Origin of the sequence: Faecalibacterium sp. An192, from assembly GCF_002160175.1 — a bacterium.
Classification (GTDB): domain Bacteria; phylum Bacillota; class Clostridia; order Oscillospirales; family Ruminococcaceae; genus Faecalibacterium.
Map to the genome: position 1 here is coordinate 1 of NZ_NFKB01000020.1, position 13,655 is coordinate 13,655.

Here is a 13,655-nt window from a genome sequence, read left to right on the forward strand (position 1 = left end):
AGGCCGTGTATTTTTAAGAGTGGTCTCAAAAATACACGCCCACTACATGGAATAATTCTCTCACTGTGAGACTGGGTTTAGCAAGTACGCCGTTTCGTGAGGCGCTTACTGCCAAACAGAATAAAGCCGTACAAGATAAACGAATAAAAAGACGCAGTCACCCTCCAAGTTATGGAGTTGTGGTAACTGCGCCCTCATGCACACGTAAACGCCCTCGAACGAGTTACCTTTTTAACTCGCTCAAGTTTTACTACAAAGTTTTCAATGCAACGCTACTTGTATTGTGCTACTGTGCGTTACAAATGATTATACAGAAAAAATTCGATTTATCAATATTATTTTTTACCGAAATAACAATGCTGAAGATTTTTTTATTTTTTATTGCTATCATCGGCCGCTTCTTTAGACGAATCAGCTTGTTTTTTGATAAACCATCGCCTTAGCTGGCCCGTAAATCGAGGGTCAATATGTTTAAAATATAGAGCTTTCTCCTTTTTCCGAATCACAACCGTAAATATGTCCTGTAGTGAATTGTTCCCTGGCATCCCAGCGAAGCGGAACTCTGTGACCAGATCCTACCAGAATAGCGACTCCCCACGTGAGCTTCTGATCCTACAAAGAGAGCGGTGGCCTTGATTTTATCAGAGCCGCTGCAGGGTTGCACGAGTGTGGCAAAAGGCTGCTTGTAGGGCGGCTTTTTTCTTTTGACATCGTCAAGATAGATTGCATTTATTTCGTCTTGCGGTTCAATCCTTTCAAAATGAACCATGGCAAAACCGCACAAACCATCAGAATTCCAGCACCGATTAAAACCTGAAACATATTTGCATCGTAGTAGCCGGAGAGATTGAAAACAGCTGTGATGGGATATGCCGTCTTGAGTTAACTGGACATACTTGCGAATAGTCCGGCAAAAGAATACATTTCAGCAAATACCAGCGCCAGCCAATACCCCTTTTTGATCCGGGCCACCAAAGCAGTGATTGGCAAAATGGCAAAGAATGCGCCAATCCCATCCAGAAGATATCGTTTCATATTTTCCAAAACGAGGCCAATGGACAGAGCTTTCAAGTGCAAAACAGCCTCCATGAAAAAGGTAAAAGCAAACAGCAGAAGGTAGATTAAGACGCTGAACGCAAGGGCAAGCACCATTTTAGCAAGCGTCAGCTTCACTTCATCCACCGGAATGAGCCGCAGGGATTTTAGGGTATCTCCTGTTCCTCCCGGCAGATCATATAACTTCCCAGCAGGGCAATGACCGCAGGCAGCACATAAAAGGTGGCAAGAGATTGGGCCGCTGTCATAAACCATCCGGCCTCGTCGATATAGCGGCTGCCATAGAATGTGAACTGCCCCTGTGCAAAGACAATCAACGCCACCATGACCGTTGCAAAACTAGCAATCCACAAGATTTTGGAACGTCGGAGTTTCCGGCACTCCGCCCGATGTACAGCATTCATTGAAAGTTAAATCGCAGGTTTTGAAACCGCAGTCGTCTATGAAATGCGCTCCTCGCCCAAACGGATCAGCTCCTCTGTCGTATACCGTGGAAAGAGGCCAATGTTATGATCCATCAGAGACCCTACATAAAATTGATCTTCTTCCTGTATCCAGCCGCAGCCGTTTTTTACCCATTGTCGCATTCCAAACAAGTCTTCCGATATATCCAAAACCGCACTCCCCATACTCGAAGTGAGAATCAGCGTTTCTGAATCAACATACTGCCACTTTGAACTTCTTGACTGTGTGGTTTGCAGTTCCAACCGGTTGACCCGCTGCCCCGACAGAAGGTACCTTTCCAGCCCTCCTTCTTGGTACAGCACCAGCAGACTCTCGCCATCCGGCGCAAATGATACGCTCACAGGGACATCTTCGCTTTCCTGTAGCTCGATCTTTCCCCGAAATCCTCCCTTCTGGTCATACAAATACACCCGCTTTTCTGTGAAGATGGCAAACCGAGTACTCTTTTGATTCCAGGCGTATCCGATGATTTCCTCCACTTCCTTCGGCAGATCTATTTGTTTTCCTGGTTTTAGCTGCCCGTGATCCATGCGCAGCACGCAAAAGATCTGTCGTTCTTCCTGCTGAACAGAAAAAGGGACTCTGTTTCCCATCAGCAGGAAATATTCCCCATTGGGAGAGACCACAAGGTCTGAAAAGCGTACCATCTCTTCCTCCGGATTCTCTGCCGGAAGTGCTGCGATCTGTGTCGGCTCTGGCGTCCCTGGCGTCCAGGCCCAAAGCCCATCCTCCAACTGATTGTCGGCATCAGGACCCAGCTCGTAGAGGACTCCATCTAACAAAAAATAGCCTAATCTGAGCATCCACGAATCACTGAGCTGCAGATCCAGTTGATGTACCACGCCGTCCTCCAGGGTAATTGCTACGGCTTTCACCTGATATGTCTCTGCGTCTTCTCCCAAAATAAGCAGGGCCTGCTTGCCTTCCAGCGTACAACAGCCAAGAATTTCCGGCAAAATCATACGGTCCTGCCAGCCAGATACACAGTGGTTTTCTCCCTGCCAGCGATATAGTATTTTACTGTTTTGGTTCGAGGCATTCACAATGGAGACGCAAACACCATCCACCACACAGCTGCTCATCACCCATTCCTCGTCTGTCATTGTGTAGATCGGTACAAAGTTTGGATCTGCCACCTTTTCCTGATAGGCGTAAATTTCCGGCTGCTCCAGCCAGCCATCCTCTGTATAACCGACATAAACTGTGTCAGGCCCGTCAAATACGGCCTCGTATACACCTTTGCCGCAATACAGGGCGTTGGTCCAGATGGGGAAATCATATTTCAGCCGGTACATCCGCCCATTTTCCGCCAAAATGGACATGCCCCGATCCGCTGCAAAAACTGCGCGGAACTGGGCCTCCAATTCCATCTCTTCCAGAACAGATCCACTCTGTGCGTCCAGCCGCAAGAATTGATTCCCCATCAAAAGCAGCACACAGGGCTGCTCCCCTACCGTTCTGACCAGCACCTGCATGTCATCACAGGTTCCGCTGGAAAATTGTTTTTGCCAGACCCACCGGCCGCTTTCCAGATCCACTCTGCCGCAAACAATTTGGGCCATGGTCTGAAGTTTGTACACCCAGGGCTCTCCGGGATAATTTTCACTCTCCAGCCAGCTTTCGTCTTTGTTCCACATTCCCACGGCCAGCGCTCCATCCCCCAGGAAGGACAGTGTTCTTCCCGCGCCCATCTTCCATGGGAAAATCTGTGTCTGCCTCTCCTCCAGGTCGTAAACCAAAGCCGCACTATTCAGCGGTTCACCGGGGAGCGTGTCGATAAAGAACGCAATATAACGTCCATCCTCTGACGATTCCAGAGCACTGTCGCTCATAGAATATCCATCTATTTTCACTTCGTCCTGGTAAATTTCCCGGCCGGTGGTTCGATCTACCAGAGAGACAGCAAGGGTGCTCTGGATCAAAGAAGTCCAGATCACCACCACCTGATCCTTCTTTGGCAGATACAGTGCATAACAGTCACTGTAGGGTTCATCTCCGGTCGCACGCCAGACTTCGGTCCCTTCTGCATAGTCATAGCACACCGCATCTTTCCCATCCGTATAGATCAGTTGACGGGCATTGTCCACCAGCAAGTGCTCGGAAAGGTTTTGGACGCCTGTGCCGTTTACCGGCAGCTTCTGATCCAGTTTGCCTGTCTGGGTATTCCACAGATAAATGTTGTTTCCATCCCGCGCAAAAAGAATTCCATCTGCTGCAAAAAATCCCCCTGTATGTTTGTTTTCTCTCACAAAAACGCCGGTTGTGAACGCCTCATCGCCGATTTGATTTTCGGTTGTATAGACTTGCAAGGCCTTGCTCAGGGCGTATTCTGCCTCTGGCACGGCCGGCCTTGGATCCCCATCACGCTGTAATCCCCGCAGTGCCAACTCGATTGCACCCATTGCATCATTGGCCTGGAGTTTTTCTTCTGCATTGAAAGCCTGCAAACGGGACTGCTCGATCAGCGTCGCTGTATACTGCTGCTGAATTCGCACATTCTGCATCATGGCATAGACCAAAAAAGACGCCATACAGCAAAACACACCCACGCCGGCCACTGTCATCCGTTGCAGGCGATAAAGCCGATGCCGCTGTTTCAGGGTATCATAAGTTGTGTCCAGCATGGGCGCAGCAATCCGCAGCAGCACATCTCTGCGCAATTTCCGCCGTATCTGCGACACTGTCATGCCGCGGGCATCTGCCGCAAGCGCTTCGCCGTGAACGCCTTCCCGTTTCCGAAGCTGCTCCGGGAAGGCATTTTCCGGCCCGCCTTCAATCAATACCGCCAGAACACGGGAACGATCGTGATGCTCCAGGAAGGTTTCGATTTCCCAGTTGACCCAAACCGAACCGGCAGACCGCGGCGAGCAGATGACAATCAGCCATGGCGTTTTGGACAGGACGTCTTTCAGCTCCTGTGCAAAATCTGCACAGCTGGACATCTCCCCCTGGTCCAGAAAAACCCGCCGGAACGGATGCCTTTGGCGATCCGGCCCGCTCTTTCCGACCGCCTTCGGAAGCCTGAACTCCTCCAGCATCCGCTGCACCTCGACTGCTACCACGTTGTCGACAGCGCCATGCGAATAACTGATAAACGCGTCATAGTTCTGGTCTGCCAAACTGGCGGGAACGTTCGGTTCCATGCTTTTTCGTTTCATCATACAATCCTCAGCCGGGCAAAACCACCCTGTTCGGTGTCCGGGTTATTCGCTCTTTGATTCTGCAATCAGCTGCTTGTCATACCCCTGCTGCACCAGAGCCAGATAGGCTTTCCATACGTCGTTCGGGATCTGCTGGGGAATTTGGAATCCATTTTTTCCGTAAAGCCTGATCCTCTGCAAATCTCCCACCATGATGTTGATAAAGTCATCCGGGCTCACTTGGGCGGAAGACCGATAGTACTCCAGATATTCTTCAAAGCTGTTCTGGGGAGAGGTCACCATAAACGACAGCGCAGGCCACTGTTTTTTGAGCGTTGCATACAGTCGCCGCTCCTTGAAGGGCTTATCCACCACAATCACCGAATGTACCGGGAGCTGCCGGTCCAGAATCAACTTCTTTGTATATTCTATGTTTTCACCGGTGTTTGTGGACTGATTTTCGATGTAAATTGCCTGTTCCGGAACGCCCGCAGCCATTGCCACTTCGGCAAACTGGTCTGCCTCCGGTTTGTTCCAGATGGCGCGGGTAATCCTGCCCAGACCTCCTGTAAAAATAAGATATCTTCCATAACCGGACAGGTATAATTCCGCCGCCCGCTCAGCCACATGGAGATCGTGGCTTCCAAACGCTATGATCCCCTCTGCGGGCACAATTTTCTGATGGAGATGATGATACTCCCAAAGTGTTTTTGCATCGTCCATAGCCGACATTTCAGCTTTCTCCCCTATTCAAAGATTTCTTTTAAATGCGCCAGCTTTTGTTCTTTTCCTTTCCAATAGTTCTTCTTTGCATTTTCCAGAGCCAACCGATAATACTGCTCCGCTGACTCTTTATCCCCTACATAGCTGTAGTATTCAAACAGATTTTGGTACAGACCAACGTGATAAATTTCATCCAGGTGATTCCTGCACTTTTCAAAGGAAGCTACAACTTCCGGCAGCAAGTCCCGGGCTTTCTCAAACTCATTGTTCAAGAGGAACAATTCCAGAAGCCGCCTCTGGGTATAAAAAAGTTCCTTTGGATTCATCCGGATTTCTTCCATGTGCGCCATCAGATAATCACTCATGATTTCCTCTTTGTTGATGACCGCCAGTTCCCGCTGCGGCAGCAGCAAAGCATCACTGTATGGAACATCAAAAATCTGATTTTCCTCTTTTATATATTCCACCAGCTCTTCGCACAGGTCATTGGCACAGCCAAAATTTCTTTCCTGCTTGTAGGTGACAGCCATCAGCCACCTTGCATACACGATTCGCTTGAATCCCACCTCATCGCCGCCCGCCTGGCTGCTGTAGATCGTCACCGCCTTTTCGAGCAGTTTTCTCGCTTGTTTGATGTATTGTCTGGCTCCGGAATGAATGTAGATTACCGCCAGCCGTATATAGATCTCTGCCGCGCCTGTAAGATTGACCGAGCATTTTTCCAGCGCCTCCAAAACATTCCCAATCCCATACCGATCCAGCTGATACTGTTTTATCCAGCTGTCAATGTATGCTGCATTCGGATTCTGCTTGTATGCAGCTTTCAGGGCGGACAAAAAACGCATCAGCTCTCTGTTCAGGAAAGTCCGGTCTTTCCCTATGATCCAGATCTCAACCTCTGAAATCTCGCCTGGCTGCACAACTGAAGCGGCGCCCTCATAGGTTCCGCATTCCAGTTTGATTTTGTCAATCAAATCTTTCAGCGCGTCAGAACTGATTTCAAAGGCGTAATACCGCTGCACGTCAGTCAAAAAGAAGTTGAACACATCGGTCAGGGTACAATCTTCCAGCACAAACGGGATGACACACTTGGACTGGGTAAGGGCAAGGCTCATTTCCTTAGGGACCCATTGGGACTGCTGCGCACTGGAGGTCACCATCAGCAGAAATACCTTGCAGGATTTGATGGCAACCGGAATTTCTTTCGCATAGCTTGACCCGGTTGGTATGCTTTGCGGCGCCATCCAGCAGGAAATACCATTGTATTCCAGAATTTCCTTGATGGCACGGACCTTATGAAAGTCCTTTGAACTATAGCTTATAAATACAGATTCTTTCATCGTTTTTATCTGTTTACAGTCCTTCCCGGGACAGGGTCTTTTGCTGTCAGGCGGTGGGATCTGTTACCGAGACTTCCGCGTCCATAATATACCATTGATCTTCTATGTAAGACATATAAAATGTGATATACCGTGCAAAAGTCTGATCCCGCACCACAAACGAGCACCTTGTATCCACATAGGCCCACTTGCCCTGAATTTGTTCATCCAGAATCTCCGCATCCATGCTGCTGGAAATTTCAGACAAGCTGTCCATCATCTGGTCCGAGCCGGTGAGCTGAACCAGCAGCTCTTCCATCGCTTCGGTCCCGCTGTAGCCGCTGACCGCCAGCAGCAGCCGAATGGGGTCGGCAATTTCAGGATTCAGGATCGACAGCATCGAATCTGCATCCAGACTATCCAGACTGTATTCCAGCTCTACAACGGTATTTTCCAGCTTATCCTTGCGCTGCCCGGCTATGATCCGGCCGCCCAGAAACACCACCAGCGCAATAATAAGCACCACGCCGGCTGCCGCAGCAATCCAGATCGGTAATTTTGTGCCGCGATGCCCTCTGCGGCGAGAACGCGTTCCCCTATGCCTGCGGGTTCGCGGACGGGTAGCCGTGGTATGTGCCATGATCCATCATTCCTTTCGTGTTGCTTTATTCCATGGATTCCGCATATTCTGCGGTCATCCTCTGTGCCAGCTGGGCACACGCCTCATTCTTTTGGGAAAAATCTTCCAGAAAGCCCCGCACTCTGCGCTGATAGCCACCCGCTATGCCCTGCTGTACCAGCTGTTCCACCCGCTGTTCCTCTGGAACCACAGCGGAACTGTAATACTGGGCCGCCCACAGTGCTTTCAGAATATCGCCGTCCTCCAGGCGGTCATCAATATAGATGTCCACCAGCTCGTCCACATTTTCGCCGTTCTGATACCCCGTCTCAATCTGCTCCAGCGCATTGGCATCATTGCCAGCTTCCAGGCTCTTTTGCAGGCTGAAGGGAGCGCTGAACAGGATCACCACCGTGATGACCACAAACACAGCCGCCACCAGTCCCAGGATGCTTCCCATCGCGAGCTTATCTTTCGATTCCGATCCGATGTTCTGCTGCTGCGCCTTCTGTTCTTCCCGCTCGGCCTGGGCCCGGAGCCTCCTTTCCCGGCGGATTCGCTTTTCTTCTTCGCTTTGGCGCTGTTCCTCCGCACGGCTGCTGCGCTCACGCTGATCCCGGCGGCGTTCCCATTCCGACCGCTGCCGGCGGTCCAGTTCCAGTGCAAACCCCCGCAGCGTCTTTTCCTGGCCCAGCGGGATACAGCACCAGGGCAAAAGCAGCCGAACCAGCGGATTGTCTCCGCAGACCGGATGCGGAACGGCTCTGCCTTGCAGTCGTTTCTCCTCTGCATCAGCAGCGCTTACTGCCTCCCGGGCAAAGGGCGGTTCGCCCTCATTCAGCACCCAATACAGCAGCACAGCCAGCGAATACAGAGTTTGCCTCTCTCCGTCTGCCTCCGTCCAGAATCCTTCCGGCCTCCATTCTGCCCGTCCCGGCCACCAGGGCGCCAACAGTGCCTTCTCCTCCGAGCTGAACAGCACCAGATCCGGCGTCAAGCATCCCGGCCGAAAACCGGCGTCGAGCATCTGTCCACAGCTGCTGCAAAGACCGCTCCAAATCTGACACAGTCGATCTTCATTCCCCTTGAATTCCTGCCAGACCCGGCGCAGAGGCTGCACCGCCGGGGTCAGACAGAACAGCATCATCTGCTGGGGATTGATCAGATTGACCCGGAACTCCGCCTGTAGAACCGGAAGGATCCCTTCCGGCACCCTGGCGTGCATCTCCTGCATGGTTTGCAGATACCATGCGGCGGCTCCCTCCAGCGCCGCATCCCGCTGCGCCGGTGCTGCCTGATCGATGTCCACTGCCTGCTCCAGGTCTGTGCGATGTATCCCAATTCTCCACAGCAGTCCCCTCTCTTCCCCTGACAGGGAAACGCTCCAGCAGCTTGCCGCATCGGTTTGTATCAGCGGCTCGCTGTCGGTTTGAATGCCAAAGGCAGAGACTACACTGCTGTATCCGTAATACTGTTCCATGGGCTGACCTCATCCCAGGCGGCGGAGCTCTTCTGCCGCCGCACGATATTCCCTTGCATAGCTTCTCATCTTCCGGCAGGCTTCAAAGTCTCCCAGGCCTGTGATGGCCTCTTCCAGTTCCTCTGCTGCCTGCTCCAGCTGGGCCGCTGTGTCTTCCAGCTGACGGCGCACGCTGCCCACCTCATTTTTCAGGCTCCAATCCATCGGCTACCATCCTTTGTCATTGTTCCTGCGGCACTGCCCTGCGGATTCTGCTGCATGTATCTTCGTAATCCTGCGCCACCGACCGGACATTCTGCGCGGTCTGCCGGATCTCCGCCGCATGGTTGACCCGGCATCTTCTGCTGTCCAGCCGGTACAGCGCAGCATAGCTGTGGAAAATCCCATTTTGATCCCGCTCTCCGGAACTGTTCAACCTGCGGGTCAGACGCGCCAGGCGGCTGTCCACCCGATCGGCCAGATCGGAGGCCTTTTGAATTGCTGTCAGGGCATCGCTCAGGTGTTGAGAGTCCACCTTCAGGGTGGTGGCCGGGGCATAGCGCACACAATACCCGCTGACATACCGCTCTCCACCGGTCAGCAGACGGTCGCTTGCCCGTTCCAATCCGATCAGCACCGCGCCGGAAGCAGCGTCCTGCCAGTTTCCTCCCGGCCGCACAGATGCAGCCCTGGATTTTTCCAGCACACTGCACCCAAACTGCCGCAGCATGCCAGACGTGGTATCCCGCAGCCAGTTTTCCAGCTTGTTCAGTGCACCGGTACAGCCGTCCTGGAAGCTATCCACCCACTGTTTCAGAGTGCGAAACGCCCCCGAACGGGTAAAGCCATCCCACAGACTTCGCACAAATGCAGAAAAACGGTTTTTCGCCTCCTGGATGGCTGCGCTTACCTGACCGCAGATCCGCTGGATGGTCTTGGCAGTCTGTTCCACGCCGCAGATCACAGTCTTTCCAAATGCTTTGGCCGTCTGTCCAATCCAATCCCGGATGGCAAGTACCGCCCGGGCCCATTCAGCCCCAAGGGCCGCCATGGATGCCGCCGCAAAGATTCCCATTGCAACCACCACGGCCGGCCCCGGAAACACAATGGAAAAAAGGCCTCCTGCACTGATCTGATCCTGTAAATAGGCCAGCGCCAAATCCCGGATATTTTCGGGTGTGAGCAGGGTCCCCAGAATTTTGCGCAGGACCAGCCGTTCCTCTTCCGAAAGTTCGTTCCAGACTGCCTGCATCCCCTCCTGGAAGGCTGCCGGCAGCTGGCTGATATGGAATCGGCCTTCTTCGTCGGTACACTGTTCCCACAGGGTCTGCTGTAACTGCTGAAGCCAGGGTCCGAGATCCTCCAGTTCGTAAATCCCATTCGCATCGCAGATGCGCGCAACCAGCCCGATTGCTGTGTTGAGCTCTGCATCCGAGAAGGTCAGCAGCTGTTCAAAAACCCGCTCCATCTCAATGCTCAGCCGGGTGCGCTCCTGGCCGAACACCAGCGAACCATCTTCCTGGAAATACCAGTTTCGGGAATCATGCGCCATGAAAACGTCTGTAAATTTTCCCTCCGAAGATTGAAAATACCGGTAGCCGTCGTGGTCGTTCATCAACTGTCCCACAAACGAGTTGCTTGGAGACAAGGCGTACAGTCCATCTCCCAGCCTTTCACGCAGTGCGTCATACCGCCGGACGAAATCCGGGTTCTCCAACAGGCTGTTGCCGAACCCCGGCCCGTCGTAGTTGTAGATTCCCAGAATCCGATCCTGCTGCTCTGCGCAAATACCCGCGTACAGGGCCTCGTTTCCGCCTTTGGAGTGCCCTGACAGGATAAAGCCTCCTTCCGGATACTGCTGCATCAGGGCGTTCACATATTGGGCGCTGATTTCCTGCGCCAGGACCCCCGTTTCAGTGGTCTGCATCAGGCCGTCTTCCAGCCAGGAATCCACCTGCGGGCCCGTGCCTGCCCAGCTGCAAACCTTGGTGCCATCCGGCAGCACAAAGGTTGCCATCTGTGCATAGGACCCGCAGACCGAGTCCGTTCCTTCAATGGCAAAAGAGCCCTCGTAATCAACGCAGTTGGTGATTTGCAGCTGGGCATAGCGCGGGCTGTCCATCAGCATCTGGTAAAGCGCTTGCTTTTGCTGCAATTCGGCACGTTCCGATTCGGACAGGCCTTCCACTGACAATTCCAGCTCAATCTGATCCAAACGGGAGCGCAGCGCATCCGCCAGCTTGAGACCCCGGCGGTTATTCTCTGAAATCGCCGCGTCTGAGATTTCGTGGATCGGGGTATCCTGCTGCGCCACCTCATGCAGAAGCTGTGTATCTCCGGCCAGCTGAAAAAACACAACCCGGTCAAAATCAGTCAGGTTATCTGCGCGCAGCCCCTCCCTGCGATACTGCTCCGAAAGGCTGTTCGTTCTGTCAAAAAAACTCTGACTCAATCTGGACGCCTCCCTTTTTCAACCTGCCACAAGTTCGCTGAGAATCTGTTCGGCGCTGCGCCCTTCCTCTGGCGCAACACGGACCCGCAGCCCGCCCTGGATGGCATCCTGCCAGTCCGCCTGTACCGGCTCAGCCTGCTCCCGCAGCTCATTCAGCTTCTCTGCCGGAACCGCAGCTGCATACAGCGTGCCTGTAAACCCAAGCTCTCCCAGCTGGGCGCCCAGCCGGGCCGCCCTCTGGGCCAATTCTCCGGCATACTGTTCCTCAACCAGCAGATACCACCGGGCATAAATGGCATCCTCCTCCTGCACCAGGGACAGCGGATCGTCCGCGGTCCACTGCCGGGCAGGCAGCTCCCGGATAAATCCAACCCAGGCCGAACAAAATTCGCCGTCTTTCAGATGCTCGCCGGACACCTCCGTCATCTGGCGGCTGAGGCTCCGTAGGGACAGGTTATCCCGTATCTCACCCGCGCCGGAGCGGGTGAGGAATACGTCAAAGGTCCCTTCTGAGCTGCTTGTCACCTGCACCGAATACCAGCCCTCCTGCTGGCGGCCTACCAGACCGAGTGTAAAATCCTCCACACCCAGACTGGTCAAATACTGTCCGGCCTGTGCCCGCAGCTGATCGTAAAAGCTTCCTTCCGTACCGGCGGCGCCGCTCTCTAGGCACCCGCAAAGGCCCAGACAGGCCAAAATCCCCACCAGAAGTCTTTTCAGCCGTACTGCACCCTTTCTTTTCATACAGCCTTCCTCCTTGTCCAGCAGCTTCCCCCGCGGGGTCATCCGTCCTGCTTTTCCAGTTCCCGCAGGATCTGCTGTGCTGTGCGGCCCGGCACCGGGGCCACCCGCAGCCGCAGTCCTCCCTGTGCCCATTGCATCGCCGACAGGAATCCCATCGACCCGCGGGCCTCCAGAAGGTTCATGGCCTGGTCCGGAATGCAGCCGACATACAGGGTGCCCGTCCTGCCCAGACGGGCCAGGGCTGCCGCCACTGCGGCAGCGCGGGGCGCCGGCTGGGGTGACGTGGTCAGAAATACCCAGCGCACGCCCAGCGCATCCCCCTGCGCCACCTGCTGTATGGCTGCCGTATCAGGCCATGGTTTTGCCGGCACTCCCCGCAGAAAGGAAACCTGCGCCCAGGCTGCTTCGCCCTGATGCAGCAGTTCCCGGCATTCTGCGGTACACTGCCGGTCCAGTGCTTCCAGCACCCGATCACTGCGCAGCTCCCAGGAGTCTTTCGCAGGCCGGACAAAAATCTGGAAATCCCGCTGCCCCGGGCTGCTGATCCGAAGGGCATACCATCCCCCCGGCCGGCTGGAAGGCGGCCCCGCGGCTGCATCTTTGATTCCAAGCCGCTGCGCCTCCTCCAGCGCTCTGCTTTGCAGCGCCGGGTAAAAAGACTTGTTCTCCATCCAAACCACCGCCTTCTGCCCGTCATCGGACTTTCTGCTCCACAGCAAATCAGCATCGGAGCACCGTTAGATGTCCCCGGAAGCAAGCTGATTGGCTGCATTCTTCAACTGACTTTGCAGATTGTTCATGTTGCTGCTGTGTGTCTGCACAAACTCTCCGAAGGTCTCCACGCTGGTCTTGAACTTCTGGAAGGTGCCCTGCAAAGAATCAAACTGCTGACGCATCGCCTTGCCCTCCGGGCTGTTGAAATCCGACGCGGTGTTGTCGATGATTCGCTTGGCTGCTTTCAGAATCTCAAACATCTGTTCTGCGCTGTCGTTCAGCTGCCGCCCCTGCTGGTAAAGGGCATCAATATCAATCTGAATGTGGTTGGCTGCCATTGCAATCTTCCTCCTCTCCCGCTGCTCAGCGGTTCATGGCACGGATGGTCTGCTGAATAAAATCGTCCACCCCATCTGCTACACCTTTTTCCATAAAATCGATGTACTGCTTCAAGCAGTCCTGCAAACTCTCCATGGTAGGCTGAAATTCTTTGAACTTGGCAGAAAAGGCGCGGTAGGCATCGTCATCCCACACCTGATCCAGATGCTCAATCAGACTCTTGCACCGGTCGCACTCGGTCCTCAGCTGATTGTTCTGATTTCTGAGATCCGACGCGCTGTTCCGGATGGCGGAAGTGTTATAAACAGACATGGACATTTTAGATTCCTCCTTTTTTGTGTTCCAGGCATCGGACAATGCCTGGCGGATTAAAACAGAATCAGTCTCGTTCCATTGCAAATGCTGCTCTCGGAAATCAGCAGATCCGGCGGATAGGCACCGCCCGTCTGGGCATTACACAAAATACCCGCTGTCTGGCCCCGGGCCAGCCAGTGTTCCGGGTCTCCTGTCATTTGGCAGATCAGCTCCACTGCCTGGCCAATCGTCAGTTCAGGCGGCAGCAGGGCATCCAACGTCTGTGCCTGGGATGGAATCCGAATTTCCACCAGATATTTTTCCATATTCG

Annotated in this window: 12 protein-coding genes and 1 pseudogene; all 13 read right to left on the minus strand. The window is 53.7% G+C overall.

All coding sequences use genetic code 11. The features are described from left to right. Nucleotides 1-729 precede the first annotated feature (729 nt). Nucleotides 730-1,460 (minus strand): annotated as a pseudogene (locus tag B5F27_RS07790) (ABC transporter permease). Nucleotides 1,461-1,496: 36 nt separating this feature from the next. Continuing rightward, nucleotides 1,497-4,682, minus strand: a complete 3,186-nt coding sequence (locus tag B5F27_RS07795) for a toll/interleukin-1 receptor domain-containing protein (protein WP_087366132.1) — start codon at nucleotides 4,680-4,682, stop codon at nucleotides 1,497-1,499. Between the two features lie 42 nt (nucleotides 4,683-4,724). Further along, nucleotides 4,725-5,393 (minus strand): YdcF family protein, encoded by a 669-nt coding sequence (locus B5F27_RS07800; protein WP_087366134.1) that lies wholly within the window; start codon nucleotides 5,391-5,393, stop codon nucleotides 4,725-4,727. Nucleotides 5,394-5,407: 14 nt separating this feature from the next. After that, nucleotides 5,408-6,724 carry a toll/interleukin-1 receptor domain-containing protein gene (locus tag B5F27_RS07805; RefSeq protein WP_087366137.1) on the minus strand — a complete coding sequence of 439 codons (1,317 nt, stop codon included), beginning with the start codon at nucleotides 6,722-6,724 and terminating at the stop codon, nucleotides 5,408-5,410. Nucleotides 6,725-6,770: 46 nt separating this feature from the next. Then, nucleotides 6,771-7,226, minus strand: a complete 456-nt coding sequence (locus B5F27_RS07810) for a hypothetical protein (RefSeq protein ID WP_087366139.1) — start codon at nucleotides 7,224-7,226, stop codon at nucleotides 6,771-6,773. Between the two features lie 142 nt (nucleotides 7,227-7,368). Then, nucleotides 7,369-8,802 carry a hypothetical protein gene (locus tag B5F27_RS07815; RefSeq protein ID WP_144066498.1) on the minus strand — a complete coding sequence of 478 codons (1,434 nt, stop codon included), beginning with the start codon at nucleotides 8,800-8,802 and terminating at the stop codon, nucleotides 7,369-7,371. A 9-nt stretch (nucleotides 8,803-8,811) separates the two neighbouring features. Next, nucleotides 8,812-9,006: a hypothetical protein gene (locus B5F27_RS07820; protein WP_087366144.1), complete on the minus strand. Its 195-nt coding sequence runs from the start codon at nucleotides 9,004-9,006 to the stop codon at nucleotides 8,812-8,814. Between the two features lie 16 nt (nucleotides 9,007-9,022). Beyond that, nucleotides 9,023-11,233, minus strand: a complete 2,211-nt coding sequence (locus B5F27_RS07825) for an Mbeg1-like protein (RefSeq protein ID WP_087366147.1) — start codon at nucleotides 11,231-11,233, stop codon at nucleotides 9,023-9,025. Between the two features lie 18 nt (nucleotides 11,234-11,251). Further along, the gene (locus B5F27_RS07830; RefSeq protein ID WP_144066499.1) at nucleotides 11,252-11,977 is read right to left on the minus strand and encodes a hypothetical protein; all 726 of its coding nucleotides are present in this window, start codon (nucleotides 11,975-11,977) and stop codon (nucleotides 11,252-11,254) included. Between the two features lie 38 nt (nucleotides 11,978-12,015). Then, nucleotides 12,016-12,648 (minus strand): hypothetical protein, encoded by a 633-nt coding sequence (locus B5F27_RS07835; RefSeq protein WP_087366153.1) that lies wholly within the window; start codon nucleotides 12,646-12,648, stop codon nucleotides 12,016-12,018. Nucleotides 12,649-12,714: 66 nt separating this feature from the next. After that, on the minus strand, nucleotides 12,715-13,029 hold the full coding sequence (locus B5F27_RS07840) for a hypothetical protein (protein WP_087366156.1): 315 nt from the start codon (nucleotides 13,027-13,029) through the stop codon (nucleotides 12,715-12,717). A gap of 25 nt (nucleotides 13,030-13,054) precedes the next feature. After that, the gene (locus B5F27_RS07845) at nucleotides 13,055-13,348 is read right to left on the minus strand and encodes a WXG100 family type VII secretion target (RefSeq protein WP_087366159.1); all 294 of its coding nucleotides are present in this window, start codon (nucleotides 13,346-13,348) and stop codon (nucleotides 13,055-13,057) included. A gap of 50 nt (nucleotides 13,349-13,398) precedes the next feature. Then, complete coding sequence (locus B5F27_RS07850) at nucleotides 13,399-13,650, minus strand: hypothetical protein (RefSeq protein WP_087366163.1); 252 nt, start codon at nucleotides 13,648-13,650, stop codon at nucleotides 13,399-13,401. Nucleotides 13,651-13,655 lie beyond the last annotated feature (5 nt).